The organism is Streptomyces sp. Pv4-95 (assembly GCF_045782725.1).
GTDB lineage: Bacteria > Actinomycetota > Actinomycetes > Streptomycetales > Streptomycetaceae > Streptomyces.
This window is the reverse complement of record NZ_CP127172.1, coordinates 7720799-7747561: the sequence shown is the minus strand read 5'-3', so window position 1 is coordinate 7747561 and position 26763 is coordinate 7720799. Positions and strand designations below refer to the sequence as shown.

The 26763-nt window shown below is 70.9% G+C and carries 26 protein-coding genes; 13 read left to right on the top strand and 13 right to left on the bottom strand.

Annotation, left to right across the window (positions count from 1 at the left end):
* Window positions 1–235 precede the first annotated feature (235 nt).
* On the top strand, window positions 236–1153 hold the full coding sequence (locus QOM21_RS33925) for a MerR family transcriptional regulator (protein ID WP_407554852.1): 918 nt from the start codon (window positions 236–238) through the stop codon (window positions 1151–1153).
* Window positions 1154–1479: 326 nt separating this feature from the next.
* Window positions 1480–1770 (top strand): hypothetical protein, encoded by a 291-nt coding sequence (locus tag QOM21_RS33920; RefSeq protein WP_407554850.1) that lies wholly within the window; start codon window positions 1480–1482, stop codon window positions 1768–1770.
* 155 nt (window positions 1771–1925) lie between these two features.
* On the opposite strand, the gene QOM21_RS33915 is transcribed toward QOM21_RS33920, so the two are convergent.
* The gene (locus QOM21_RS33915; RefSeq protein ID WP_407554849.1) at window positions 1926–2609 is read right to left on the bottom strand and encodes a CAP domain-containing protein; all 684 of its coding nucleotides are present in this window, start codon (window positions 2607–2609) and stop codon (window positions 1926–1928) included.
* A gap of 360 nt (window positions 2610–2969) precedes the next feature.
* Between QOM21_RS33915 and QOM21_RS33910 the strand changes: the two genes are divergently transcribed.
* Window positions 2970–4304, top strand: a complete 1335-nt coding sequence (locus tag QOM21_RS33910; protein ID WP_407554847.1) for a phytase — start codon at window positions 2970–2972, stop codon at window positions 4302–4304.
* A 310-nt stretch (window positions 4305–4614) separates the two neighbouring features.
* Here the strand turns inward: QOM21_RS33910 and QOM21_RS33905 are convergent, their stop codons facing one another.
* Window positions 4615–5496, bottom strand: a complete 882-nt coding sequence (locus QOM21_RS33905; protein ID WP_407554846.1) for a SigB/SigF/SigG family RNA polymerase sigma factor — start codon at window positions 5494–5496, stop codon at window positions 4615–4617.
* A 340-nt stretch (window positions 5497–5836) separates the two neighbouring features.
* Here QOM21_RS33905 and QOM21_RS33900 point away from each other — a divergent pair, with 340 nt between their 5' ends.
* A complete protein-coding gene (locus QOM21_RS33900; protein ID WP_407554844.1) occupies window positions 5837–6301 on the top strand; it encodes a hypothetical protein in 465 nt (154 codons plus the stop codon).
* Between the two features lie 103 nt (window positions 6302–6404).
* On the opposite strand, the gene QOM21_RS33895 is transcribed toward QOM21_RS33900, so the two are convergent.
* Both QOM21_RS33895 and QOM21_RS33890 read right to left on the bottom strand, forming a co-directional pair.
* A complete protein-coding gene (locus QOM21_RS33895) occupies window positions 6405–6617 on the bottom strand; it encodes a hypothetical protein (protein ID WP_407554842.1) in 213 nt (70 codons plus the stop codon).
* Between the two features lie 155 nt (window positions 6618–6772).
* Window positions 6773–7558 carry a VOC family protein gene (locus QOM21_RS33890; protein ID WP_407554841.1) on the bottom strand — a complete coding sequence of 262 codons (786 nt, stop codon included), beginning with the start codon at window positions 7556–7558 and terminating at the stop codon, window positions 6773–6775.
* Window positions 7559–7861: 303 nt separating this feature from the next.
* On the opposite strand from QOM21_RS33890, the gene QOM21_RS33885 reads away from it, so the two are divergent.
* The gene (locus QOM21_RS33885) at window positions 7862–8935 is read left to right on the top strand and encodes a YihY/virulence factor BrkB family protein (protein WP_407554839.1); all 1074 of its coding nucleotides are present in this window, start codon (window positions 7862–7864) and stop codon (window positions 8933–8935) included.
* Between the two features lie 42 nt (window positions 8936–8977).
* Here QOM21_RS33885 and QOM21_RS33880 read toward each other — a convergent pair whose 3' ends face one another.
* Window positions 8978–9208 (bottom strand): DUF6480 family protein, encoded by a 231-nt coding sequence (locus QOM21_RS33880; protein ID WP_407554837.1) that lies wholly within the window; start codon window positions 9206–9208, stop codon window positions 8978–8980.
* A 715-nt stretch (window positions 9209–9923) separates the two neighbouring features.
* On the opposite strand from QOM21_RS33880, the gene QOM21_RS33875 reads away from it, so the two are divergent.
* The 6 genes from QOM21_RS33875 to QOM21_RS33850 all read left to right on the top strand — a co-directional run bounded on the left by QOM21_RS33875 (window position 9924) and on the right by QOM21_RS33850 (window position 17662).
* Window positions 9924–10271, top strand: a complete 348-nt coding sequence (locus QOM21_RS33875; RefSeq protein WP_407554836.1) for a MerR family transcriptional regulator — start codon at window positions 9924–9926, stop codon at window positions 10269–10271.
* Between the two features lie 466 nt (window positions 10272–10737).
* Window positions 10738–10941: a cold-shock protein gene (locus tag QOM21_RS33870; RefSeq protein ID WP_407554835.1), complete on the top strand. Its 204-nt coding sequence runs from the start codon at window positions 10738–10740 to the stop codon at window positions 10939–10941.
* A 240-nt stretch (window positions 10942–11181) separates the two neighbouring features.
* The gene (gene lanKC, locus QOM21_RS33865) at window positions 11182–13785 is read left to right on the top strand and encodes a class III lanthionine synthetase LanKC (RefSeq protein ID WP_407554833.1); all 2604 of its coding nucleotides are present in this window, start codon (window positions 11182–11184) and stop codon (window positions 13783–13785) included.
* A 60-nt stretch (window positions 13786–13845) separates the two neighbouring features.
* On the top strand, window positions 13846–13986 hold the full coding sequence (locus QOM21_RS33860; protein WP_407554831.1) for a SapB/AmfS family lanthipeptide: 141 nt from the start codon (window positions 13846–13848) through the stop codon (window positions 13984–13986).
* 119 nt (window positions 13987–14105) lie between these two features.
* On the top strand, window positions 14106–15878 hold the full coding sequence (locus QOM21_RS33855; protein ID WP_407554829.1) for an ABC transporter ATP-binding protein: 1773 nt from the start codon (window positions 14106–14108) through the stop codon (window positions 15876–15878).
* Window positions 15875–17662, top strand: a complete 1788-nt coding sequence (locus QOM21_RS33850; protein WP_407554827.1) for an ATP-binding cassette domain-containing protein — start codon at window positions 15875–15877, stop codon at window positions 17660–17662. The genes QOM21_RS33855 and QOM21_RS33850 overlap by 4 nt, the downstream gene beginning before the upstream one ends.
* A 116-nt stretch (window positions 17663–17778) precedes the next feature.
* Here the strand turns inward: QOM21_RS33850 and QOM21_RS33845 are convergent, their stop codons facing one another.
* The 3 genes from QOM21_RS33845 to QOM21_RS33835 form a co-directional block, all read right to left on the bottom strand.
* Window positions 17779–18477: an alpha/beta fold hydrolase gene (locus tag QOM21_RS33845; protein WP_407554825.1), complete on the bottom strand. Its 699-nt coding sequence runs from the start codon at window positions 18475–18477 to the stop codon at window positions 17779–17781.
* Window positions 18478–18562: 85 nt separating this feature from the next.
* Window positions 18563–19513 (bottom strand): SDR family NAD(P)-dependent oxidoreductase, encoded by a 951-nt coding sequence (locus QOM21_RS33840; RefSeq protein WP_407554824.1) that lies wholly within the window; start codon window positions 19511–19513, stop codon window positions 18563–18565.
* A 137-nt stretch (window positions 19514–19650) separates the two neighbouring features.
* Window positions 19651–20238, bottom strand: coding sequence for a response regulator transcription factor (locus tag QOM21_RS33835; RefSeq protein ID WP_407554822.1), 588 nt, complete (start codon window positions 20236–20238; stop codon window positions 19651–19653).
* Window positions 20239–20555: 317 nt separating this feature from the next.
* On the opposite strand from QOM21_RS33835, the gene QOM21_RS33830 reads away from it, so the two are divergent.
* Window positions 20556–21704: a right-handed parallel beta-helix repeat-containing protein gene (locus tag QOM21_RS33830; protein WP_407554820.1), complete on the top strand. Its 1149-nt coding sequence runs from the start codon at window positions 20556–20558 to the stop codon at window positions 21702–21704.
* A 78-nt stretch (window positions 21705–21782) separates the two neighbouring features.
* On the opposite strand, the gene QOM21_RS33825 is transcribed toward QOM21_RS33830, so the two are convergent.
* The 5 genes from QOM21_RS33825 to QOM21_RS33805 form a co-directional block, all read right to left on the bottom strand.
* The gene (locus tag QOM21_RS33825; protein WP_407554818.1) at window positions 21783–22610 is read right to left on the bottom strand and encodes a pectate lyase; all 828 of its coding nucleotides are present in this window, start codon (window positions 22608–22610) and stop codon (window positions 21783–21785) included.
* A 708-nt stretch (window positions 22611–23318) separates the two neighbouring features.
* Entirely contained in the window at window positions 23319–23747 is a 429-nt protein-coding gene (locus QOM21_RS33820) for a pyridoxamine 5'-phosphate oxidase family protein (RefSeq protein ID WP_407554816.1), read from the bottom strand.
* 91 nt (window positions 23748–23838) lie between these two features.
* Window positions 23839–24165 (bottom strand): Rho termination factor N-terminal domain-containing protein, encoded by a 327-nt coding sequence (locus tag QOM21_RS33815; protein ID WP_407554815.1) that lies wholly within the window; start codon window positions 24163–24165, stop codon window positions 23839–23841.
* A gap of 89 nt (window positions 24166–24254) precedes the next feature.
* A complete protein-coding gene (locus tag QOM21_RS33810; RefSeq protein WP_407554814.1) occupies window positions 24255–24812 on the bottom strand; it encodes a hemerythrin domain-containing protein in 558 nt (185 codons plus the stop codon).
* Window positions 24813–25358: 546 nt separating this feature from the next.
* A complete protein-coding gene (locus QOM21_RS33805) occupies window positions 25359–26147 on the bottom strand; it encodes a SigB/SigF/SigG family RNA polymerase sigma factor (RefSeq protein ID WP_407554813.1) in 789 nt (262 codons plus the stop codon).
* Window positions 26148–26595: 448 nt separating this feature from the next.
* Between QOM21_RS33805 and QOM21_RS33800 the strand changes: the two genes are divergently transcribed.
* Complete coding sequence (locus tag QOM21_RS33800; RefSeq protein ID WP_407554811.1) at window positions 26596–26757, top strand: hypothetical protein; 162 nt, start codon at window positions 26596–26598, stop codon at window positions 26755–26757.
* Window positions 26758–26763: the final 6 nt, after the last annotated feature.

Below are 26763 nucleotides of genomic sequence, written 5' to 3'. Positions count from 1 at the left end.
GCGCGCCCGAACGAGCGCCCACGGCTCACCGGGCCACCTCACCAAGCCCCCTGTCCGGGAGAAACGGGCAGGTCAGAGGACCTGGTGCAACCTCAGGGGCAGACGCGGGCGAGGCGCGGGGACGGCGTCGCGGCTCGCGCGGCCGTGGGCGTGTCATCACCCGCGGCAGCGCGCGCCGCCGCACCTGTCCAAATCCCTTGAGTCTCCAGCCGGTGGAAGGACGAGACTCCCTCCCATGAGCGACCCACACCCACAACTGCTGACCATCGGGCAACTCGCCCGGCGCACCGGTCTCGCCATACGCACCATCCGTTACTGGTCGGACGTCGGCGCGCTCCCGCCCGCAGGCCGGTCCGGTGGCGGCTACCGGCTGTACGACGCGGAGTCGGTGGCCCGCCTCGAACTCGTCCGGACCCTGCGGGAGCTGGGCATCGGACTCGGGGACGTACACCGGGTCCTCAGTGGTGACAGCACCGTCGCGGAGGTCGCGGCCACGCATGTGGCTGCGCTGGACGCCCAGATCCGCGCGCTCAAAGTGAGCCGGGCCGTCCTGTCCACGGTGGCTGAGCGGGGTTCCACAACGGAGGAGACAGCACTGATGAACAAACTTGCCCGACTGTCCGCCGCCGAGCGTCGGCAGATCATCGACGATTTCACCGCCGAGGTGTTCGAGGGCCTGGGCGTCGCGTCACGCGTCAGCGAGCGCATGCGGGCCAATCCGATCGAGCTCCCCGAGGATCCGACACCCGAGCAGGTGGATGCCTGGATCGAACTGGCCGAGCTGGTCCAGGACCCGGACTTCCGCTCCCGGATGCGCATCCTGATGACGCTCACCACGCCTGGACCGGGAGAGAAGCCCCCGCCCGGCGCCTCCGTGTGGTTTGCGGGCCATGCCGTACAGGTGGTCGGCGAGGCACGCTCCCGCGGGGTGGACCCGGCCGGCCCGGACGCCGCCGCCGTGCTGGCCGATCTCTTCGGGACGGCCGACCGGGCCGCCGTACTGCGAAGTCTCCGGGCCGGCATGCAGGCCGAAGCGCAGAGGTACCGGCGGCTCGTGGCAATCGTCCGAGGACGCGAGCCGCAGCCTGCGCACACGGAGGAACTCCACTGGCTGGAAAACGCTCTGCAGGCCGAGCTGCAACAAGCCTCCTGACCTACGTCCGCGCACCGGTCACCCGACCACCACACACCGCCCGATCGCGCAAGCCGGCCTCACCACGGAGGGGGGACCGACGACCACTCCCATGGCGGTGTGCCGCCGCTGGACGCCCGACCGCGAGCCGGCGGGCCGGGAAATGATCAGGATTGTCATTACGGGCCGGGCCCCGCTCGCCGCACTTCGTCGGGCGGACCGCGTATCGGCCGGTCCACCGCCCCCCTGGCGCTCCGGCTGATCTCCTGCGGCGCTCTACGGCAGGTGCCAGACTTGAAGCACTGCGCCTGGCCGCCGGCCGGGGCCCCGCCGCCGAGGGGGAGCACATGACCTGGGCCTCCTGGACCACCATCGGAATCCACGCACGCCGCGGTGCGGTGCGCACGGCGGAAGCCGGCGTGATCGAAGGCGACCTGACCGTGCACACCACCTGGTCCGACGACGAGGCGCACGTCGCGGTGCAGTACACGGGCGCCACGGAGTGGTACACCATGGCCGGCAGCCCCGTGCCCTGCCATTCCGAGGAAGCCAGCCGCAACTTCCACCAAGCCGTCGTCGAAGCCGTACGGGGCGAGGAGGACGACGCGCCCACTCTCAGCGACCTCTTCCACCAGTAGGGCACACGGCCGGACGCGGCGGCGTCCCGGCCGTGCAGCACAGTGCTTGGCGGTGCCCCGGCCGGGCAGCACAGGTCTCGGCGGCGTCCCGGCCGGACACAGCTTGCGGCGCATGCGCGCGCGACGCGTGACACGTCGGCCCTCGACTCGCGCTCTCAGCGGGGAGCCGCGAAAATAGCTGTCCACCACGGGCCCTGCCGACCGTCCTGGACGCCCACACCCGCGTCCCGGAAGGCGCAGGTGACCAGGATCGTGTGGTGCTTGCTGCTCTCCCGCCAGGCCCGGACCACCGCCGCGGGGCCTCGCTGCCCCCGCGCGATGTTCTCGCCCGCCCGGCTCCACCGATATCCCTGATCGGTGAGCCGACCGCCCGGATCGGTGCCGGCGCTGCCGGTGTGGGAGAGGGACTGGGCATCGGCCATGTCGTCGCTGTGACTCCGGGCGGCTCTCGACAGTGCGGGGTTCTCCCTCACCGGCGGGCAGTCGGCCTCCGCCCGCACCCGGTTGATCAGCCGCAACACGCGGTCCGGCGCATCGCGGAGCGCGGCCGGCCCCCGCCACTGCCCGTTCCCGGGGTGCGGGCCGGCGGCGGGCGGACGACGGTCCGGCCGGTGGTGTGGCCGCCAGACGCCCTGCCACACCGGGACGAGAGCCGGTGGCCGGTCCCGGTGCGTGGCCGGTGGAGGCGCTGCGAGGCCCTGGTGGGAATGGCGGGGTGGAGACGCGCGACTCTCGGGCTGGTCGACGTCCCATCCCGCGCCGCTCAACGCCACCGCCGTCAGGACGATCGCGGCGGCCCGCACGCCGGAGCTCCCATACCGTCCCGAACCGCTCCCCATGGACACTCCTGCTTCCTCATGCCGCGTCGTGTGGATGGCTGCTGCCTACCCGTGTGACACCGAGCTCCTTCCGTGCGCCTGCGCATGTCATCCGAAAAAGTGAAGGGATGACAGGTAAACCGGGACAGTCGAAGGCACGGGAGGCCCCTGAGCGCTGCACCGCGGAAAGCCCTCGCCACCGGCCCGCACGACCACCGCGCCAACCAGGCCCAACTCCGCCACACAACGGGCGACTTGACGTCGCCACCCCCCAGCGCTCCCTCCTTTCGGCCGACGCACGAGTTCACCCCGCGCTCGCCCGGGCATCGCGTATTGGATGCCCGGCCGTCATGGCACGGTCCCAGGCTCACGCTGTTCGCCATGTCCCCGACACACAGGAGCCGCTCCGTGGCCAGGTACCGTCCCGTCCCTGCACTCGCAGTCGCGCTGGGCACAGCGCTCGTTGCACTCACCGCCGCGACCGGCCCCGCCGACGCGAACTCCGGCACCACCGCCGCACTGCCCGCCGTCACGCCGAAGGCGCAGACGCCCGCGTTGTTCGACGACGAGGCGGGGGGCAACGCCAACGCCGACGACCCCGCGATCTGGCGCAACACCACCGACCCCGACCGCAGCCTGGTGATCGCCACGGCCAAGGAGGGCGGGCTTCGGGTGTACGACCTGGACGCGCGGCAGGTGCAGTCCCTTCCCGCTCCCGCCGCGCCCGGCCCGGACGACGCACCCGGCAGGTTCAACAACGTCGATCTGGTCTCGCGGATGCAACTCCCCTCGGGGCGCGCCGACATCGCCGTGGCCAGCGACCGAGGCCACGACAAGCTGCGCTTCTACCGCATCGACCGCGACCGCCCCGGTGGTCCGCTGACCGATATCACCGACCCCGACGCGCCGGCCGTCTTCTCCACCGGCCAGGACGAGATCAACGAGCAGCGGACGGCCTACGGCCTCGCCACGTGGACCGATCCGGCGACCGGCCGTTCCTATGCGCTGGTCAGCCGCCGCAATCGCACCGGCGTCGCCCTGCTGGAACTCACCGCCACCCCGCGCGGCACCGTCGGCTACCGGACCGTGCGCACCCTGAACCTCCCGTCGTCGTTCCGGCTGCCCAACGGCTCCTCGTGGACACCCTGCGCGGAACCGGGCGAACTGCCGCAGGTCGAGGGCATGGTCGTGGATCCGGCCGCCGGGATGCTCTACGCGGGCCAGGAAGACGTCGGCATCTGGCGGGTCCGCGCCGACCTGACCGGCGCACCGCAACTGCTCGACAAGGTCCGCGAGTACGGCGTCCCGGGTGTCTACGACGAAGAGACCGACGAGTGCACGGCCGGCGACGACCCCGGTTACGGCGGCTCCCACCTGGCGGCCGATGTCGAGGGGCTGACACTGCTCACCGAGGCCGACGGCGACGGCTACCTCCTGGCATCCAGCCAGGGTGACAACACCTTCGCCCTCTACGACCGCGAGATCGCGGACCGCAACGAGTACGAGGGCGGCTTCCGGGTGACCGCCTCGGGCGCCGTGGACGGCTCGGAGGAATGCGACGGCGCGGCGGTGCTCAACGCCCCGCTCGGCAGGAGGTACCCGCGCGGTCTGCTCGTCGTCCAGGACGGCCACGTCACCCCGGCGGAGGGCGAACGCGAGGCCACCGGCTTCAAGTTCGTGGACCTCGGCAAGGTCATGGACAGCGTCGACGACTGAGTGCGGTTGAGCCGTCCCACAGCGGAACCAAGGAGCGGACCAGCCGTCGCGTAAAGCTCCCGGCCCATGAGGCAATGGGCGAGGAAGGCGGACGGAAGAAGGGCCGGACGAAGGACCGGTAGACCGGGGAGCCGGGAGTCGACGGTCCGAGGTCAACTCGCAGCACCAGCTCGTCCGAGGTCAACTCGCGTCAACTCGCAGCACCAGCTCGTCCGAGGTCAACTCGCGCAATTCTTACCGGCGAAAGACATCTTCTCCGGTGGAACCGTGCCGCGGCCGCGGGTCCACCGGAGAATCCGGGGCGGCACCCTCAGCTTTCGGCGAGGAGCCCTTCGCGCAGGTGATTGCAGGCGCGGCTCAGCAGACGCGAAACATGCATCTGCGAGATACCGAGTTCTTCACCGATCTCGGACTGTGTCATTTCCGCTCCGAACCTCAGCTGAAGCAGGGTCTTGGCACGGTCGTCGAGCTTGTCGATGAGCGGCTTGAGCGCCTGAACGTCTTCGGCACGCGCGAGCTCGGGGTCTTCCTTGCCGATCAGGTCGGCGACAAGTCCGGTCTGCTGCCTGCCGCCCGTGGTCTCTATGGGCCGGTCGATCGAGTCGGCGCTGTAGCCGTTGCAGGCGACGAGTCCCTCGATCACCTCTTCCTGCCCGAGGTCCAGGTGCTCGGCGAGCTCGGCGACGCTCGGGTCGTGAATGCCCTGCCCTTCCAGGTCTTCGCGGGCACGGGCGAGATCGACGCGCAGTTCCTGCAGCCGGCGCGGGACATGCACGGACCAGGTGGTGTCACGGAAGAAGCGCTTGATCTCGCCGACGATGTAGGGCACGGCGAAGGTGGTGAACTCGTTCTCCAGCGCGATGTCGAACCGGTCGATGGCCTTGATCAGACCGATCGTGCCGACCTGCACGATGTCTTCCATTTCCTGTCCACGGCTGCGGAAGCGGCTCGCCGCGTATCGCACCAGCGACAGGTTCATCTCGATGAGGGTGTTGCGCGCGTACTGATATTCGGCGGTGCCTTCCTCCAGCAGCGCCAAGCGGTCGAAGAACATTTTCGAGAGCCGGCGGGCGTCGCGCGGAGCGACGCGGCGGGCCTCCTCAACCGGCGGCAGAGGGGTCTCCGAACGGGCGTCCTGGGCGACCTCCACCCGGTCGGCCGTCGGCAGATCCTGCACCGCTGCGGTCTCCATGTCCTGCTCCTCTCCCCTAGCCGGAACGTTATGCCTCGCCTACCCACTGGCCATGCGAAAAACCTCCCACCCGTGGCTCGTTGAGATTCCGTCGCGCCCACGGCATTCCCTGACGCCTGCGGAGCCCCTCCCGCCATGTGAATGACGACGGCGTGCGGATGAGTGAATGGAACGCTCCTGCGGGTGATGTCCCGGCGCAGGCAACGGTGCGCGGCGCGCAGCAGCCGTTGAAGTGAGCCGGTGAGCCGCAGTCCGCCGGACGCGGACCACATCCATATGTCCGTCTCCTGGAGGTTTCGTGTTCGTACGCTCCCGCCGCCGCGCCGCAATTCTGACCGCCGTGACCACTGCTGCCCTCGGGGTAGGCGCCTTCACCTTCGCCCCACACAGCGATCCGGCCCACGCGAAGCCGGAGAGCAGGGGCAAGAAGAAGGTCGAGTGGATCGCGGTCAAAAAGGTCCACACCCAGCCGCAGCACCCGCGGGTCGGCGACAACTGGACCATGTACTTCGACCTGCACCAGAGCCGCAACGGCAAGCCGGGGCGCACCGTCGGGGACGGCAGCGCGCAGTGCAGCGCGGTCCAGGTGACACCCCAGGGCGCCATCGCTCAGTGCCAGTACGTCCTGCGCAACGACCGCGGCACTCTGGCCCTCACCTCGCTGATGGACCGCTTCGGTCAGGGCACGCACACCGCGGGAGCGCCGGTCCACGGGGGGACGCGCGCGTACGCCGAGGCCGAGGGCGACGCGGTGGTCAGCATGAACCACGAGCGCATCGCCTTCCGCGTCCGCCTCGACGACTGACGAAGCCGCGCGCCTCCGGCCGCCGCATGCCCGCGCAGAGCCGCTCGTTCAGCGACGCGCGGGGTGAGCGGGGCGTGTGGCAAGGCGGTGGCCGGAGTCAGTCTCAGCCGCGCGTCAAAGCCGACAGGGCCGCCGCGAGGATCGTCACCACCGCGAGGCCGACGACCGCCGCGCGGACCGCGCCGCCCGTCGCCATGCGCAACGACGACGATGGTCGATCCGCCGTCCGCCCCCAGGGAGACGGGCCGTAGTGCGGAGTGTCCAGCCAGTACGCCCCCAGCAACTCGGCGTGCGAGAGCGGCTCGTCATGCTTCATCTCAAAAGGGTCCATATCACCGCCAACGAGAGACCCGGCCTTCGGCAACGAGACACGCGCGCAACGCAACCCGATCGTCATCGACACGCCCCGCGAGCTGTCCGCTGCCCGCTTGCCCGCTGCCCCGACGACCGGCCCGCGCGACCGACCTTCCCCTAGAGGGTGCAGACGGTGAACAGGCCACCGTCGGGATCGCGGATGACCGCACGGTCACTGCGGGTGCTGCTGTCGGCCGACGGCAGTGGTGTGACGGTGCCTCCCGCGTCGACCGCGGCCGCGGCGGCCTGTGCGATGTCGTCGACGGGGAATTGAACGCTCCACCGGGGCCGGACCTTCGGGTCCGGGTCGGCGGCGATGCCTCCGCCGCGCAGTGCGGCGACGGTACGCGCCCCATCGCGCACGACGACCCGGCCATCCTCCGGGATCACGGTGCAGCTGCCCGGCTGTTCCGAGGGGGACCAGTCGAAGACCTCACCGTAGAAGATGGCGGCGGCGGACTCGGAGCGCGTCCGCAACTCGACCATGGCCGGGGCCCTGCCCTGTCCCACCGACCACGGCAGCACCTCGCCTTCCCAGAAGCCGAAGACCGCGCCGTCCCGGTCCGCGGCGAGCCCGGCGCGGCCCTTGCCGAGGACGAGCGGCCCCACCGCCATGGTCGCGCCTCGCTCGCGAATGCGGTCCGCGGTGCCATCCGCGCTCTCCACGGCGAAGTACGGCGTCCATGCGACCGGAACCTGAAGGCTCTGGGCGAGGGCACCGATTCCGGCGACCGGCTGCCCGTCGAGCAGGGCGACGGAGAACTCCTCCCCCAGGCTCCCGGGTCGGTAGCTCCAGCCCAGGACCGCCGCGTAGAACTCCTGGGTCGCCCGCAGATCGCGGGCGACGAGGTTCGCCCAGCACGGGGCACCGCGGACCGGCGTGCTGTGCGCTGTTTCCGACATGGCTTCCTTCCCACTCACTTCGGCCGCCCCCGGCGAGAGTGCCCCGGTGTACGCGACGCAATCCCGTACGGGCCCGGAGGCGTTGACACCGACCCGAGCGGGGCCGGCGCCAACACCCCGGCGATGTCATGCGGCCCAGGTCAGGCGGTTCATGGCCGACGGCCCGTCATGGTCGCCCGCGCGTGGTGCTCCAGGCGGCTGATCCCGGCGGGCCGGGTTGTCGCTCCGGCGGAAAACTGGAACGGAAGCCGGAGCCCTCGTCCGTCAGGTCCCGGGCCCGCATCCAGGAAGAGGCGATGACTCGTGACGACGCCGCAGGAGGGCGAGCCCGAGGGGGGCCATGGCCCCACACCGGACGGCGAGCACGCCGGGACCTCCGACCGCGGCCCGGCCGGGGCCGGCGGTCCCGGCACCCCCGGCGCTCCCCGCGTTCCCGGCGCTTCGACGGCTGACGGCGGATCCGCGCCCGACAGACCCACCGCACTGCACAAGAGCTCATGGCAGGACGCCCTCAAGCGCACCCTGCGGGAGTTCCGGGCCGACAACCTCAGCGACTGGGGAGCCGCACTCACCTATTACGGCGTGCTGGCGATCTTCCCCGCGCTGCTGGCCCTGGTGTCCGTTCTGGGTCTGCTCGGCAGCTCGACGATCAAACCGCTCATCGACAACCTCGGCAGCCTGGCCCCCGGGTCCGTCCGGGACGTCCTGACGAGCATGCTGGAGCAGATGGAGAACAGTCAGGGCGCGGCAAGCCTCGCCCTGGTCGTGGGCATCGTCATCGCTCTGTGGTCCGCTTCGGGGTACGTCGCGGCGTTCATGCGGGCCTCCAACGTCATCTACGACATCGGCGAGGGACGGCCGGTGTGGAAGACCTTGCCGGTACGTCTGGGGATCACCGTCGTCGTGGTGGTACTGCTGGCTCTCACGGCGGTCGGGGTGGTGTTCACCGGACCTCTCGCCCGGAAGATGGGTCAGGTCCTCGGACTGGGCGACACGGCCCTGACGGTGTGGAACTTCGCCAAGTGGCCGGTGCTCGTCATCCTGGTCTCGCTGATCTTCGCGGTGCTGTACTGGGCCGCTCCGAACGTCAGGCGCGCGTTTCGCTGGGTGACCCCGGGCGGCCTCCTGGCGGTGGTGATCTGGCTCGTGGCCTCCGCGCTGTTCGGCCTGTACGTGGCCAACTTCAGCAGCTACGACAAGACGTACGGCAGCTTCGCAGCGGTGATCATCTTCCTGGTCTGGCTGTGGATCTCCAACATCGCGATCCTGCTGGGCCTGGAGTTCAACTCGGAACTCGAACGGTCCCGGGCCATCGAGGGCGGCCACCCGCCGCAGGACGAGCCGTACGTCGAACCGCGCGACACGCGCAAGCTCTGACGCCGGCGCCGCCCGGGACGGCCCGGTCCGCGCCTCCCTCGATCAGAGGGCGTAGAGCACGGCGTAGCCCATGAAGAATGCCGCGCAGAGAATGACGACGATGCCGATGATGATGGCGGGGCCTTTGGCCCAGCCCCGAGAGAGGTCGTCGCGAGGGCCGGTTTCCGCGCCCGTGCTGCCCTCACCGGGCGGGGTCTCCCCCGGAGGCACCAGGCCACCGGGGTCCAGGCCGGGAGTGCGACGAGGCTCCGGATCCGGTTCTTGCGTGTCCATATGTCGAGCTTGCCCGATAACGGGCGATTCGGCAGCGAACGACGCCGGATCATTGCCCCGGCCGCCCGGCACGCCGCGCCACCGGCCGGCACGGCCGCCCAGCCCCCCGAAGACCTGGCGCCGCGTGCGGCGGTCGCACCCGCTACCGCCGTGAGCTGCGGCTTCGACGGCGACACGGACCGCGGCGCCCACCCTCCGCAGCCGTACAGCGGCAGATAACCTCACCCCCGAGCCCGGGAAAATCTGCCGCGGTGAAGGTAGACATGGAAAATCGACGCGGCTAGGGTTTCTCGGGTAGCCGACGAAGTCAGCGATATGCGGCGGAGACGAACTGCCGCGAGGAAACGCGGAACGGCAGTGGAGTGGTGGGGCCGGAAGTGCGGATGGTCCCACTGCTGATTGCCGGGCCGGGCGGCCGCAGGGTCGCCACCCGCAGAACCATCGCACAGAGCAAGAAGTCCGACCGAGGAATTGAGAGAGGAGTCGACACCATCAGGATGGCCCGAGCAAGGCCACGGCCGCTCGGGAACCGCAGGCCCCGGAATGGAAGGTGGTCCCCGGTCAAGCATTCACGATCCCCGCATCTCCCACCTCTCGGACGGAGACGCGGAAACAGAAGGCCGGCGCCCGGCGTCGGCAGATGGTGTTGAAACCCCTCGGGGCCCCGGTGCCGTACGGCACCGGGGCCCCTCGACGCGTCCCAGACGAGGTGCAAATGCCCCCAGAAATTCCCCCGAATGCCACCGATCGACTTGATGATGACGATTACCCTGCCTACACCATGGGCCGCGCCGCGGAGATGATCGGCGCCACGCCCACCTTTCTCCGCGCCATCGGCGAGGCACGCCTGATCACCCCGCTGCGGTCAGAGGGCGGCCATCGCCGCTACTCCCGCTACCAGCTGCGCATCGCCGCCCGCGCCCGCGAACTCGTCGACGACGGCATGCCCATCGATGCCGCGTGCCGCATCGTCATCCTGGAAGACCAGCTCGAAGAGGCCCTCCGGCTGAATGCCGCGCTGCGCGAGCCCACGGCCGACGCGGGCGAGAGCGCGCACTCCTGACCGGTGCACCGCCCGACGCCCGCCACCGGGCAGCAGACACCGACCACGCGAGGGTGACACTCCGTCGCCGTCCTTTCCCAGGTCGACCACGACCCGAGGGGAGGACGGCGCCCGAGCATCCCGATCGGGGCCGCCGTCAGCGGAAACAGCCGTCCACGTCGCGGATCATGCGGCCCGTAAGAACGAATATCTCCAGCCTCAGGCGCAGACTTTTCCCCACCCCGCGGCAAGGCGTCACGACCCGACGAGCGCAGCGATATTACTCACCGCGCCCGTTCGCATGCACCGTGTTACTGTCGATCACAGTTGCAGTTGTGGTTCCCAAAGACTTCAAGTGCACTTAACGGCCTTCCGCGCCGGTGGGTGTGCTTTTGTATTTCCGGTGCATTCCGGACGGGGTAATCATCGCGGCAACGCCGGCCGCGCACAGTGCGCGGCCCGGGAATTGCCCCGAAGGAGATATGGCATGGCTACTGGCACCGTGAAGTGGTTCAACTCGGAAAAGGGCTTCGGTTTCATCGAGCAGGAGGGCGGCGGCGCCGACGTCTTCGCCCACTACTCGAACATCAACGCCCAGGGCTTCCGCGAGCTTCAGGAAGGCCAGAAGGTGACGTTCGACGTGACGCAGGGCCAGAAGGGCCCGCAGGCGGAGAACATCGTCGTCGCTTGACGCGGAGGCGCTCGAACCGGTTGGGGCCCGCACCGTGAGGTGCGGGCCCCAACTGCTGTGTTGACAGGGGACGTTGGGCGGCATGCCACGGGGAGCCTCGCGACCCCGTGCACCCCCACCCCGTGACCACCGGTATGTGCAGATCCATGCATTCTGCACATCCTCTTCATGACAATCACGACTGTTTCACCTCCCGGCCCCATGACAGCGTTCATGGCATCACGAGGCCGAGGGAGTGGGATGAACAAGGGCTACGCCGTCTTCTGCGACGCCGACCGGCAGTTCTACGACGCCCCGCATCGGCTTCCGGTGGCAGGCAAGAGCAGCGCCGGCCTCTACGAGAAACTGCGGCAGGAGCTTCCGGACGGCTGGCAGCGCCACCGCTCGGGCGACTGGCTGGCGTTCCGTCCGCTGGATGGTGAACTGCCCAACCAGGGCTGGAAGATCCATGTGTCCGCGTGCCTGGACAACGCCGAGAAGGTGCTCGACCGGGTCTGGGACTACTGCGTACCGAGAGCGATCGCCTTCAAGTGCATGCCGAGCCGGTATCTGCTGCACACCCGCAACGCCAAGTACGCCGACCGCGGGGCCAGCGGGAAGTTCATCACCATCTACCCCGCCGACGACGCGCAGTGCCGCGTCATCGCGGAGGATCTGGACGCGCTGCTCGGAGGCGAGCCGGGACCGTACATTCTCAGCGATCTGCGCTGGGGGGCCGGTCCGGTGTACGTCCGCTACGGCAGCTTCACCGAGCGGCACTGCTACGACGACGCGGGTGAGCTGTGTCCCGCGGTGGAGGACGCACAGGGCCGGCTGGTCCCCGATCTCCGGGAGCCCACCTTCCACGTGCCTGCATGGATCACACTCCCGGACTTCCTGCAGCCGCATCTGGCCGCCCGCTCCGCCACCACCGTCGCCGACATCCCGTACCGCATCGAGCGTGCGCTGCACTTCTCCAACGGCGGCGGCGTCTACGTCGCCCGCGACCTGCGCACCGACGAGCGGGTGGTGCTCAAGGAGGCCCGACCGCACGCCGGCCTGGCCGCGGACGAGGCCGACGCGGTGACCCGCCTGCGGCGCGAGAGAGACGCACTGCGGCGACTGTCGGGGCTGGGGTGCACTCCCGAGGTGCGCGACTGGTTCACGCTGGGCGACCACTCCTTCCTGGCACTTGAGTACATCGAGGGGCGGCCGCTGAACAGCTTCTTCGCCCATCGGCACCCGCTGATCGAGGCGGATCCGAGCCAGGAGCGGCTCGCCGAGTACACCGAGTGGGCCCTGCGCGTGCACGGTCTGGTGGCGGACGCGGTCGCGGCGATCCACGCCCGGGGCGTGGTCTTCAATGATCTGCACCTGTTCAACATCATGCTGTCCGAGGACGAGACCTCGGTGGTGCTGCTGGACTTCGAGGCGGCCGCGGTCGACGACCAGAGCGTCCGTCAGGTCATCGCCAACCCGGGTTTCGTGGCACCCGCGGACCGTCGGGGCTTCGACGTCGACCGCTATGCCCTTGCGTGTCTGCGGCTGGCTCTGTTCCTGCCCCTGACCAGCCTCTTCGCGGTGGACCGTGCGAAGGCCGTGCATCTGGCGCGGATCGCCGCCGAACAGTTCCCGGTGCCGCGGGCGTTCCTCGACGAAGCGGTGGCGGAGATCCTGCGCGGGTACCGGCCACCTGCCACCCGGTCGACCGCGCCTGCGGGCGACGGGACGGACTATCTGCCGGTGGCCCTGGAGGACTGGCCGCTCAGCCGCGACTCCATGGCGCGAGCCGTACTCGCGTCGGCCACGCCCGAACGGGAGGACCGCTTCTTCCCGGGCGACATCGCGCAGTTCGCCATGGCGGGTGGCGGCACGTCCTTCGCCCACGGCGCCGCCGGAGTCCTCTACACGCTGGCCGAGACCGGCGCCGCGCCCTGCCCCGAGGCCGAGGAGTGGCTGCTGCTGAGGTCGAAGGTGCCCGCCTCCGGCAGTCCGCTGGGCTTCTACGACGGCCTGTCCGGCGTCGCCTGGGTACTGGACCGGCTCGGGCACCGCGAGCACGCCCTCGCGCTCGTCGAGCGGATCACCGCCGAGAGCTGGGCCGATATCGCTCCCGATCTGCACAGCGGGCTCGCGGGACTCGGCCTCGCCCTCGACTCCCTCGCCGCATCCACCGGCGAGAGCACGCTGCGGGACAAGGCCCTGCGGTGCGCCGAACTCGTCGCCGAGAACGCCGACGCATCCGGGACCGAGGGCACCGATGCCCGCCCGGCGGCCCGCGCCGGCCTGCTGCACGGAGCCACCGGCACCGCGCTGCTCTTCCTGCGCCTCTACGAACGGACCGGCGACTCCGCTCTGCTGGACCTGGCCGCCGACGCGTTACGCCGGGACCTGGCCCGATGCGTACGAGGCGTCGGCGGCGCGTTGCAGGTCAACGAGGGCTGGCGGACGATGCCGTACCTCGGCGCCGGCAGTGTCGGCATCGGCATGGTGCTCGACGACTACCTCGTTCATCGTGCGGACCCGGAGTTCGAACGGGCACGGAACGAGATCGTGCGGGCAGCCCAGGCCAAGTTCTATGCCCAGCCGGGGCTGTTCCGAGGCGCGGCGGGCATGGTGCTGTACCTGAGCCGCACCACCACCGGCGGCCCCGGAACGCACACCGCCGATCTGCGCCGGCAGATCGCCTCACTCTCCTGGGGCGCCGTCCCCTACCAGGGGCACCTGGCCTTCGCCGGGGAGCAGATGATGCGCCTCTCCATGGACCTGAGCACCGGCACCGCCGGGTGCCTGCTCGCGCTGGGCAGCGCGCTGCACGACCAACCCGTGCACCTGCCCTTCCTCCCGCCGCTACGGCGGCCCTGAAGCCGGCCCCTCCAGGGGCCGAAATGAAAAACCCTGTCCCCACCTATGAAAGGAATCACCATGACGCTTCTCGACCTTCAGACGATGGAAACCCCCAAGGCCGAGACCACGGACGAGTTCACCGGTGGCGGTGGCGGCGGCAGCCGCGCGAGCCTGCTGCTCTGCGGTGACAGCAGCCTGAGCATCACCACCTGTAACTGACGGCCGTCTGCGCTGAGGCTCCGGCCTCTGCGTGATGTGCTCGCGGCAGCCCCGGGCGGACAACCGCCCGGGGCCGCCGCTCCGCCGTACCCGCCCCACGGAGTCGAGGTCCGCACCGCATGGCCCCCACCTCCGGGCCCGCCACGCCCCGGCGGCCCACCGCACCCGAAGCGGCACCCGCCGCCGGTGCCCGCCGCCTGCTGGCCGGCGCCCTCCGGCACAGCACGGGCCGGACCGTCGCCGTCTGCCTCTTCAGTACGGGATCCGCCGCTGCGGCCGTCGCCCTGCCCGCCGTGCTCGGGCACACTCTCGATCTCGCGCTGGAGCACGCCGCGGGTCTCCCCCGCGCGATCGCCCTGTGCGCTTTGCTGCTGGCCGCCGAGGTGCTGCTCGACACGCTGGTGGCGTGGACCGGCGGCGTCACCACCGCCCGCAGCACCGCGTGGCTGCGACGCCGCGGCGTCGATCATCTTCTGGCCCTTGCCCCGCATCGCGCGGCCGACCGCTTCTCACCGGGCGATCTCGTCACCCGGCTCACCGGCAACGCCGCCGAAGCGGGGTCCGCGCCGATGACGGCGGCCACCGGCCTCGCCGCCGTCCTCACCCCGGTGGGCGGTCTGCTGGCCCTCGCGCTCACCGACCTCTGGCTGGCCGCCGTGTTCATCGCCGGAGTTCCCCTTCTCGCCCGCCTGCTGCGGGTGTTCGCCCGTGGCTCCTCCGACAGCGTCTCGCGCTATCAGCGGGTGCAGGCGGACATCGCCGGCCGGCTCGTCGAAACGCTGGGCGGCGCCCGCACCGTGGCCGCCGCCGGCACCGCGGACCGCGAGCGGGCCCGTGTCCTCGCGCCGCTTCCCGAACTGGGCACGCAGGGACGGCACATGTGGAGCGTGTACGGGCGTGCCGTGGTCAGCAGCGGCATCCTGGTGCCGCTGCTGACGACCGCCGTCCTCGCCGTCGGCGGAGTGCGGCTGGCGCACGGCGGTCTCTCCGTCGGAGAGCTGCTTGCGGCTTCCCGCTACGCGGTCCTCGCGGCGGGCCTCGGCGGTGTGATCGGACAGCTCAACTCCTTGCTCCGCAGCCGCGCCGCGGCCCGCCGCATGGCCGATCTGCTCGGGGTGGCTCCGATGCACCACGGCAGCCGGCCGCTGCCCGCCGACGGCCCGGGGCGGCTGGAGCTGCGTGCGGTGACCGTGGTTCGCGGGGGCGCCGGCGTGCTGCGCGACATCGACCTGGTCGTGCCGGGAGGCGCCACCATGGCCGTCGTCGGACGGTCCGGAGCCGGCAAGTCGCTGCTCGGCGCCGTGGCCGGCCGACTGGCCGATCCCGACGCCGGCCAGGTCCTGCTGGACGGGGTCCCGCTGACCGAGGTGGATCCGGCGGAGCTGCGCCGGGAGGTCGGGTACGCCTTCGAGCGGCCGGCGCTGCTCGGTGACACCGTCGGGGCCTCGGTCGCCTTCGGGCCGTACCGCCCGCCCGCCGGCGAGATCGAGGCGGCGGCGCGTGCGGCCGGTGCGGACACGTTCGTGCGGCTGCTTCCCGAGGGCTGGGACGCGCCTCTCCGCGATGCCCCGTTGTCCGGTGGCGAGCGCCAACGCCTGGGGTTGGCACGGGCGTTCGCCCATGCCGGTCGGCTGCTGGTGCTCGACGACGCGACCTCCAGCCTGGACAGCGTCACCGAGCTGCACGTCGGCCGCGCGCTGGTGCACGACGTACGGCCGGGCACCCGGCTGCTGATCGCCCACCGGGTCTCCTCCGCAGCCCGCGCCGATCTGGTCGCGTGGATGGAGGACGGCCGGATACGTGCCGTCGGCCCGCACGACCGACTGTGGGAGGACGCCGCCTACCGGGCGGTGTTCGCGCACTCCGGTGACGACGCGGCGGCGACCACGTGACCGGGACACGCAAACGACTGCTGCGGCAGGCACTGGGCTTCCTGGGCCGACGCAAACGGGTGCTGCTCGCTCTGGCCGGCTGGTCTCTCCTGGAGTCGGCGCACACCTTCCTCGGCGGCTACGGCATCGCCATGGCCCTGGACCACGGTTTCCTGGCCGGCCGCACCGGCACGGGGTTGGTGTGGCTGGGCGTCGCAGCGCTGGCCGTGGTGGTCGGCGGACTGGCCGGCGGCGGGGTCTTCCGCGGGCTGGCCGATCTCGTCGAGCCGCTCCGGGACGGTCTGGTACGCCGAGTGGTGGGCCGGGCGCTGGCCCAGGCCGTGTCCGACCCTGCGCACGCGGCCGACAGCGCCGTCGTCTCCCGGCTGACGAACCAGACCGAGATCGCCCGGGACAGCTTCGCCGGGCTGGTACTGGTCGCACGGTCCTTCGTCTTCACCGCCGTCGGCGCGTTGCTGGGGCTCGCGTCGCTGGCACCGCAGCTGCTACTGCTCGTACTGCCGCCGCTGATCGTGGGTCTGCTGCTCTTCCTGGCGACGCTCCGGCCGATGGCCTCCTGCCAACGCGCCTTCCTGCACGCCGACGAGGCGGTGTCGACGCAGGTGGGGGCGATAGCGACCGGACTGCGGGACGTGGTGGCCTGCGGCGCACAGGAGCTGACGGCCGCACGGGCGCACGCCGTGATCGCGAGCGAGGAGCGAGCAGCGCGCTCCCTCGCCCGGTGGGCGGCCGCACGCTCACTGTCCCTGGGCGTGGCGGGGCATGTCCCGGTCCTGCTCCTGCTGGTTGCCGCCCCGTGGCTGTTGCGTCAACAGGTAACGGCGGGAGTCCTGTTGGGCGCCTTGACCTACTTGACCCAGTCCCTCCTGCCGGCCCTGAACACCTTGATGAACGCGCTCGGGGCGGCCGGTACAAGACTGCTCGTGGTGCTCGACCGGCTCACGGAGGGCCCGGACGGGCAAGGCGGCGTGAAGGAGGGGCACGCCCTCTCCGTACGGCCTGCGCCGCGCTCCACCCAACGCACTGCGCACCCCTCCCCGTCGGCCATGCCCCACCAGGGCGGCTCCCGGGTGGAGCTGCGCGCCGTGACGTTCGCCTACGGTTCCGCTGCCCAGCCCGTGCTGCGCGACCTGGATCTCACGGTCGAGCCGGGCGAGCACCTGGTCGTCGTGGGACCGAGCGGCATCGGCAAATCCACCCTGACCGGGCTCGTTGCCGGCCTCCTCGAACCCGCGCACGGCGAGGTGCTGGTGCGGGGAGGCCCGGCGCGCGTCCCGTACACCGACGATCCCGCGCTCCTGCGGGTGCTCATCCCGCAGGAGGCGTACGTCTTCACCGGTAGCGTGCGCGAGAACCTGCTCTACCTGTGCTCGGCGGGGGCGTCCACCGCGGCTCTGGAGGCGTCGTCGGAGGCGGTCGGGCTCGGCCCGCTGCTGCGACGTCTGGGCGGCCTCGACGCGCAGATCGATCCCGCGTCCTTGTCGCAGGGCGAGCGTCAGCTCATCGCGCTCGGCCGGGCGCACCTCTCCCCCGCGCCGCTGGTGTTGCTCGACGAGGCGACCTGCCACCTCGATCCGGCGGCCGAGGCCCGCGCGGAACGGGCCTTCGCGGACCGGCCCGGGACCGTGATCGTCGTGGCGCACCGGATCAGTTCGGCCCGGCGCGCGGACCGCATCCTGGTCCTCGACGGCACCCGCGCCACCTGCGGCACACACGATGAACTGCTGGACCGCTCGGCGCTCTACCGCGATCTGGTCGGTCGCTGGCACGCGGAGCGCCTGTGAGGTTGACCGCCGGTCCGCGGCAACCGCCCGTCACGAGCCGTCCAATCCCCGGCGAGTGGCTGCGACCAGCGGAGTTGACGTACCCCCGGTGCGGGCCCGTCGGCACCGAGCCGCCATCACCCCCCGGTCGCGTCAAGGAGGATCCGCGCCAGCTCATGCGGCTGGGAGAACATCGGCCAGTGGCCGGTCTCCATCTCGACAAGCTGCCAACGCTCGCTCTTCAGCAGCTCGGTCACGTCGTCGGTCGGCTCGTCGCCGTCGAGCAGACACTTGATGTACGTCGCGGGCAGCTCACCGAGCGGGCGGGACAGCGCGGCCGGTTCGGTCAGCGTGGCGGCCGGGTGGGGCGTGGCACCTCCCACGATCCGGGCGATCTGCGCGTCGTCGAGCCCCTGACCCGCGCAGTCGGCGGGGGTCAGGGGCGTCCAGAAGCCGTCGCCTCCCGCAAGCACGGCTTCGAACTTCTCGCGCCCCTCCCACCAGCAGGAGGCGAAGGACTCCCCGTCGGCCGGGACGATGGAGTCGACGAAGACCACGCGCGCCAGCCGGTCGCCGATCCGCTCAGCGGCCTGGCCAACCGGAATGCCGGAGTAGCTGTGCCCCACGAGGGCGACATCGCGTAGATCGAGGCGTTCGATCTCCTCGACGATGTCCCGCACATGCGTCTGCTGCCCAGCCGGCCTGCTCTGTTTGTCGGCGAGGCCGGAAAGCGTCAGCGGGTGGGCGCCGTGGCCGGAAGCGCGCAGCTCCTGCACGACTTCGTCCCACGCCCACGATCCGAGCCAGGCCCCTGCAACCAGTACGAATTCCGTCATGGCGGCAACGTAACGCAGCGGTCTGACAATCGCCCTGGAACGACTTCCACCGGCCGGCCCCCCTGGCCGTGGCTCCGCGACGCGCCTACCGAAAGCCGAGGTGCGGATCGGTGCCGGCCAGTTCACCGCTTGCGTCCCACAGGCGAGCGGCAACGGCCGGGTCGGCCATATGAGAGGGATTCGGCTCACGCCGTGGTGTGCCACGCAGACCGAAGACCCTCGGCCCCCAGAGCTGCCCGCCCTGCACCTCGGAGTCGAGGACGGCACGGACGACCGGCCATGCTCCGGCGTCCTTGCCCTGCACGACGAGCCCGGCGGGCAAGGCGCGCAGCCGCTCGCCGGGGGTTGTCACGTGTACGTGCGGGCGGGACGGGGTGAGGGAGTCCAGTGCGCCGCCAGGGTGGGCCACGACGCTGAGCACCGTGCTGCCGACGGCACGCAGGCGGCGATCGAGTTCGAAGCCGAAGTACATCTGCGCCAGCTTCGATCGGCCGTAGGTGCGCTTGGGCCGGTAGTCCTGGGTCGACTGCAGATCAGCCAGGTCCAGTCGCTCGGACCGCGCCGCGAAGCTTCCCACCGTCACGATGCGGCCTGCCGACGCCGCGGACAGCAGGGGGGCCAGCCACTGGGTGAGAGCGAAGTGACCGAGGTGGTTGGTGCCGAACATCAGCTCGTGGCCGTCCGCGGTCTCCCGACGCGGCGGGTCGTCGAGCGCGACCCCCGCGTTGTGGACCACCGCGTCGAGATGATCGAGGTCCAGCCTGTCCACGGCGGTCTTCAGGGACGACAGGTCGGCGAGGTCCAGTTGAAGGTGCCGCACCCGCGCGCCGGGGACACGCGAGCGGATCGAGGCCATGGCGGCATCGGCCTTCGCGGCGTCCCGGCTGCCGAGTACGACGACGGCGCCGGTGGCGGCGAGCTGCTCCGCGGCGAAGTAGCCGATCCCGGCGTTACCTCCGGTGACCAGGAAGATCCTGCCCTCGGCAGACGGCAGCCGGTGAACGTCCCACGGTGGGCTCTGGGATGCGGAAGACACGGTGACTGGCTCCTTGCGCTCTGGGCCCCGCATGGTGATGGGGAGCACCCGACCCGCCCACGATCGCAACCTCCACCGACAAACCGCCGACAGACTTCCGACTCCCCTCCGGAGAACTGCTGAACCGCACACCGACCCTAGAGCCAGCCCGCCCCCTGGGAGATGCGGATGGCGTCGACCCTGTTGCGGGCTCCGGTCTTCCGGTTGATCGCGGCCATGTAGTTGCGGACCGTGCCGTTGCTCAGGTGCAGCTCGCAAGCGATTTCGGGGACCGAGGCGCCGCCGGCGGCGAGGGTCAGTACGGCTAACTCCCGTGCGGTCAGGGGCATTTCGGCGGCCTGCAGAAAGTCCGCCGCGAGCGAGCTGTCGACGTAGCGCTGCCCGGCAGCCACCAGCCGTATCGCACGGAGCAGGCGCCCCGGAGGGGTGTCCTTGTCCACGATGCCCAGCGCGCGTGCGGCCACGGCTCGGCGCAGCACTCCAGGCCGACATGCCGTGGCCAGAACCAGCAGGGCACAGCCCGGTCCCCCGGGCCCGTTCGGCAATTCCGTGGTGCCCGATGTGTCGCCGTCGACGATGCAGACCTGCGGACGGAACGCCCGCGCACGGCCGGGCGCTTTGTTCCAGGGGGCCGCGGTGACCTCGATGTCCTCCTCGTCGCTCAGTAACGCGGTGAGCGCGGAGCGCATCAGCCAGGTGTCGTGCACGAATAAAACCCGGATCACGTTCGCCCCTGTTCCTGAAGTTTCGAACCTTGCACCGAGCACGTCCATTAGTACCCGGTTCGAACGAATCGCTGCCTTCGCTTTTCGGCCATTGGGGCGCACGCCGGAGCGCACAAAATTCTCCGCGCGCCTGCCGCGGGTCGGGTGCACGCGGCAAGGACTACCCACGCCGCGCCGAAGGGGTCGCCCGCTTCGGAAACCGCTCAGGCCGCCGATGGAGGCGGGCGGCAACCTTTCGGCGTGCGGCGGCGACCAGTTGGTGTCAGCGAGCCGGGGGCACGGCCCCGCTCGCACCCCGTCGAAGGGAACCACCCGCTGTGAGCAGCACCGCAGGACGCCATCGGCGCACTCGTACACTCTCGCTCGCCGTCACGGCCGCGGCCGTCCTGGGCGGCGCGGGCTATCTCGCGGTGCCGTCCCATGACGCCGGCGCCTCGTCCGCCACCGTGGTGGTGTCCAGTACGGCGGCCCTGGAGGGCGCGGTACGCGACGCGCGGGCCGGCACGGTCATCCAGGTGCGGGGCGGGACGTATTACCCGGCCAATACGCTCAAGTCCTCGGCGGACGGTACGGCATCGAACCGGATCACGCTGAGCCCGTACGGGTCCGAGAAGGTGGTGATCGACGGATCGAAGCTGCCGGCCGGCTCCTGGCTCGCGGCGATACAGGGCGACCACTGGACGATCTCCGGCATGCGGTTCCAGCGCTCACCGGCACAGGGCGTGGTCATCACGTCGTCGACCGGCGGTATCTTCACAAACCTCACCACCAACGACAACGGCGACTCCGGATTCACCCTGCGCGGCGAGAACTGCAACGACAACCTCATTGCCAACCTGGACTCGTACCGTAACTACGACCCGGCGCAGCACGGGCAGAACGCCGACGGTCTGGCGGTCAAGTTCGGCTCCGGCAGCGGCAACAGGGTCACCGGGGCGCGGCTGTTCCACAACGCCGACGACGGCATGGATCTGTGGCAGTGGGCGAGCGCGGTCACCGTCGAGCACTCCTGGGCGTACGGCAACGGAAAGAACCGCTGGAGCGACCCGGCGTTCGAGGGCAACGGCAACGGCTTCAAGCTCGGCGGCGGTGGCGCGACGGCCGCACATCTGGTGAACAACAACGCGACCTGGGACAACGCCTCGAACGGCTTCACGGAGAACAGCAACACCGGCGCCATCGCGCTCAACCGCAATACGGCCTACCGGAACGCGGGCACCGGCTTCTACTTCGCGACCGGCCGGGCCCGGCTCGCGGCGAATCTGGCCGTCGGTGGGACCGCCGGGGCCAAGCTCGGCGGCTCCACCGTGTCCGCGCGCAACAACTGGGACGCGGGCATTCCCACCCCCGCTGTGAACGGGGCCGGCGCGGCGTCGGCCCAGGGCCCCCGTAAGGCCGACGGCTCACTGCCCGCGACCGAATTCCTCGGTGTGAGCGGCGGCGGGATCGGGTCCACCATGAACTGACACAGAACAGGGACCGGGACGAGTCGGTTCCTGCGGCCGTCTACCGCAGTGAACCGTCTCCTCGCCCCGCCACCGCGCTCAGTCGAAGCTGACGTTCCCTGGCGCGTAACGGCAGTTGATCCCATCGGGGCCGCTTCCGGTCCTGGCCGGCTCCGCCCCACTGTTGTTGCCCAGGTAGCGCACGCAGGGCTCGATGTCACCGCCGTCCCCGTGGATTCGGATGTCACGCAGCTCGGCGGTGTCGCCGTAGTTGACGTTGATCGCGGCTATCCGCTTGCCCGGGGCGGTGAGGTCGACGTCGTGCACGATGACCGACCGCCGGTACTGCGTGCGGCAGTTGCCGCACGAGCCGACCAGCTCGCCGAAGTCGTCGGCTTCGAATCCGCGCAGTACCACCTTGCCCATGCCGTTGAACTGGAAGACCCGGCCGGCGGCATGCCGCGCGCCGCCACCGGTCACCGTGTAGACGGCGTCGGCCGACGTCCCCTCGAACGTTGCGGCTTCCTCGCCGACGTCCTCCCACCACACGTTCCGCAGCGTGCAGCTGCCCAGGCATCGGACACCGACGGCCCCGGGGGTGTTCAGCACGACGTTCGTGAGCACGGCGCCGTCCTTGAGCGTGAAGACGGCGCCCTTGCCCTCTTCCTGGCGATCGCCGCGAAGCTCTCCGCCGGCGCGGTAGCGCTTGAGGCTACCGTCAAAGGTGCCGGACACCTCGATGGACTCGGTGACCGCCGTTCCACCACTGGGCTCCGGCCAGGCGCCTGCCGCACCGGCGGGGGCCAGCAGCACGCTGGTGGTGAGGGCTGCCCCGGTCATGCCCAGGGCGGTGACCAGCCCGGCCAGGGTGCGCCGCCGCTGCACACGGCGCCTGTGGATCCTGCGTCGTTGGGCTCGGGTGGTCATCCGTGGTTCCTCCGTTGTGGGGGCAGAGCTTGCGCCCTTGAACTTCCATCGGGGAGCAGGGGGTTGCCATGGGCGCCGGCCTGTCGTGCCGTGCTGTGGTCGTCACGCCCTGGGGCGAAGTCCCCGTGGACGGTGAGGCTCTGCCCTCCCGCGCAGCCACGAGGCGTGGGCGGTCGCTGCGCACCCGGCCCCAACGCCGCCATAACGCGGCCGTCTCAGCCGCGACGAGGCCGTCCGCGGCCTCTGACTCTCCGGTCAACAAGTGGGCGAAAAGGGCGAGTTCGGCGCGCTGCCGTTCGAAGAGCTCGCGGAACTCGGCGGATACGTCGTTGACGACCATGTCCGCTCAAGCCCTCTCATCGTGACGTGCCCATGCCCATGCTCATTTCCAGGAGAGTGGGGAGAATAGCAGCGGGCGGTGATGCGACAGCGGGCGGGCTCTCCGCCCTCGTGCGCCTCGCGCGGTCAACTGCCCGGCGGCTACCAGGGACACGGCCACCGTCAACCCCGAATCAGTCGCCGTCCCCGGCGCCCGCCGCGCCGCGGAATCCGGGCGCCCACTGCACTAGGACATGAGTACGAAGCCGGCGCTGTACGGGCCGGTGAGGGGATGTCAGTCCGTGCGTGAAGGCGAGCGTCACGCTGTCGGCGCCACACTCGTCGGCTCTGGCCGCGACGGCACGCTACCTGCGCCCGGCCGCTCGCCGCTCACGTCAGTTGATCGGTCGCACACTCCACAATGAGCGGCGGTTCACGGGTGAAGTCGCTGTACCGCACCCATTGCGGGCGCACCCGCACATGGGTGATGCCGGGCCACGCCAACCGGTCGCGCCCATCCGGATAGGCGTCGAAGTAACACTCCCGGAGGCGCTGGAGTTCCCGGCCTTCGGGGAAGTCGGCGATGCCCTCGATCTGTGCCGTGATCGCGTCGTCCCAACCGATGACGAGCGCGATGCGCGGATCGGCCCGCAGGTTGCGGTACTTGCGTGTCGTGTCGACGGTGTCGAACACGATCTCCAGCCCGTCGCTCACCGCGAACCCCACGACCGCTGCCTGGGGCGCGCCCTCCGGCGTGACGGAGCACTGAACGGCGAGCCGGTGCCCCCGCAGGAACCGCTTCAGATCGTCGCGCTGCATGCCACTCCCTTTCACCGGGACCTGTTCGCGTCCCGGGAGCCCTCGCCGCGGGCGGTGCCCCCGCGGGCCCGAGGGGAACTGCCGAGCCCGGTCAGCGGCCGAGGGCCTCGCGGAGCTCCTGCTTGTTCATCGAGGAGCGGCCTTCGACATTGCGCTTCTTCGCCTCTTCGTACAGCTGGTCCTTCGTCGGCCCCTGGGGGCCGCTGGGGGAGCGTTCGCCGCCGCGCTGCGGGGCGGACTTCGGGTCGCGGGTGGAGACCTTGCCCGCCCACTTCGCCTCGCCGGACCGCGCCCGTTCCTTGTTGACCGTGCGGGCCGCGATCTCCTTCGCCCGGCCGGTGGAGGTGCCGCGCTTCTCGGCGCCCTCCTTGACGTGCTCGTACTGACGCTCCCGCTTCCTGCTGGACCCTGCCGGCATGGCAACGCTCCTTGTGATCGGACAACCGAACGGGCGCCCCGCCGAGCGCCGCACGCCTTGCGGCCCGCTTCGGGGGCGTGGCCTGCGTCCTACCGTCCGCGGCCGGCCACGTAGTCACGGGCCCTGTCGACCAGCCCCACTCCCGGCGCCAGCAGCTTGTTGGCCGGCGGTGTGCTGGGGGCGGCGGGGTGCGGGCGCGTGGGGGCGGTCTTCTTCGCGTCGCGGACCTTGTTGCCGAGACTCTCCAGGACGTACGGGTGGCAGGACTCTCGGAGTTGGACGAACAGATTGCGCTCCTCGTCCTGGATGTGGGCGGTGACTTCCGTACGCACCTTGGCGACGAGCCGGTCGAAGTCGCTGTCGTCCGCCTCTCGGCCCTCCAAGTCCTTCAGCAGTCGCTCGACGCGGGCGTGATCGTCGATCTCCTTGTCCGCGAGGGCGTCGCCGTCCTGTACGTGCTCGCGCACGGCCGGGTAGAGATGCTGTTCCTCGGCGACGGAGTGCCGTACCAGCTCGATGGTCAGCGCGTCGAGGAGCGACTTGCGCTCCGCGCTCCCCGAAGGGGCCTGCGCGAACCGCTCGAAGAGCGTGTCCACCTCACGGTGGTCGGTGGTGAGTTCCTCGATGACGTCTCCGCCATGCCCCATGGGAAATACGCCTCCTGGTGCTGCGAGCGCCTGCCCGGACGGCCCGGGGACGCCTAGGGACGCGTTCCCCGCACCCTGAGCGGATAACGAGTCGCCCCACGGATTCCGCCGGATGCCCGACGGCGGCCGGCGGGGCGAGCCGCGAAGTTGACCGCCGAGCAACCTTGGCCGGGCCTATCCCCCGGCCGGTGCCGGTTCCGGCTCGGGCCGATGCGGCTCTGGATCGCGGCCGGGCTCCGGCAGCGGTACGGGGTCGGGGTGCACGGGGTCGAGGGGGCCCGGGGGCGGCGGGTCGGGCAGCGGCTTCTCCGACGGATCGCTCCCCGGAGGCGGCTTCGGGTCCCGCTCGGCCCTCGGGGCGCCTGCCTGCTGAGGCGGCGTGCCGGTACGGTGGCGGGCTGCTGCGGGGCGGGCGGATCCGAGGGGGCCGATGGTGAGGGGGTGCGGGTGCACGTCTGTCTCCGAACTGTCGAACATCATCTGGCGCGCGTGCCCTGTTCAGTGCGGCTCAAGCACAGGGCGGATCGAGCACAGGGCGGATCGAGCTCACGGCTGGGGGCTGAGGGCCTGTTCCCGTACGTAGTCGCACGAGCGCCGCAGCAGCCGCGAGACATGCATCTGCGAGAGCCCGATCTGAGCGGCTATCTCGCTCTGCGTCAGCCCCATGAAGAAGCGCAGGTACAGGATGCGCCGCTCGCGCTCCGGCAGCAGCCGCAGCGCCGGGGCCGCCGCCTCCCGGTCGTCGACCAGCCCGAGTGCCGGGTCCTCCTGCCCCACCCGGTCGCTGATGGTGTGGGTCTCCTCGCCGCTGATAGGGCGTTCCAGGGACAGCGCGGTGAAGGTCTTCTGCGCGTCCAGGCCGATCAGCACGTCCTCTACGGGCAGGCCGGTATGCGCGGCAACGTCCTGGACGGTGATCGACTTGTGCTCCGGCCTGGCCGAGAGCTCCTCACGCGCCCGGTGCACCTGCGCACGCAGCTCCTGGGCGCGCCGGGGGACGTGTACCGCCCACAGCGCGTCGCGGAAGTGGCGTTTGATCTCACCGATGATCGTGGGCACCGCGAAGGCACCGAAGGGCGTGCCGTTGTTGGGGTCGAACCGGTCGACGGCTTTGAGCAGGCCGACGGCGGCGACCTGGCGCAGGTCGTCATCGCTCTCGCCACGGCCGTGGTAGCGGCGGGCGAGCCGGTGAGCCATGGGCAGCCAGGCGCGGACGATCTCCTCCCGCAGTTCCTGCCGGCGGGGGCCGTCGGGCAACGTCCTCAGCTCGGCAAACGCGGCGCCGGTATCCGGGTCCTTCTGCGGATACCGTTTGGGCCTGGCAAGGGAAGTCATCCGAACTCACGCCTTCCGATCGGTTGCCCCGTATCGCATCGCGTCCGGGCGGCGCGCAGGCCGCCTGGCCTTCCCGTTCCGTCCACTCCACTCTGCGACAGTCGCCCGGCCCCCGCGACAGGGGCTCCGGGCACACGGGCGCGGGAGCGCGCGGGCCGGGGCCGCCGGACCGAGCGGGGAACGCGGCATCGGTGAGCCGGACGGGCCCGACGCGCGTTTGTGACCGTATGTAGCCAACCGCCCCGGCTGCGCACGGGCCCGCCCTGGATTTCGCGCCCCGCCACCCCTACGGCATCCCGGGCATTTGCCACATACCGCTCCCAGAGCCGACGCTTGAGGGGTGGTCCTCGTTTCCGGGTCCATGCGACCGGCCCGGCCCGGATGCGCACGACCCGACCGGCACCGACCATGGAGCCGTGGAGCCGCCGATGCGGCAAGGAGGCGACGCATGAGATTGCCCGACCAGGTCAAACGGCTGCTGACTCTCGGTGACTCACGGCACTTCGTGCCTGGTGAGAACGACAAGCCGCCCGCCGCCGACCAGCCTCAGGAGCGCACACGCCCGACCGATACCAAACGCCGGAAACGGTCCGACGCCGCCCATCGGTGACGCGGA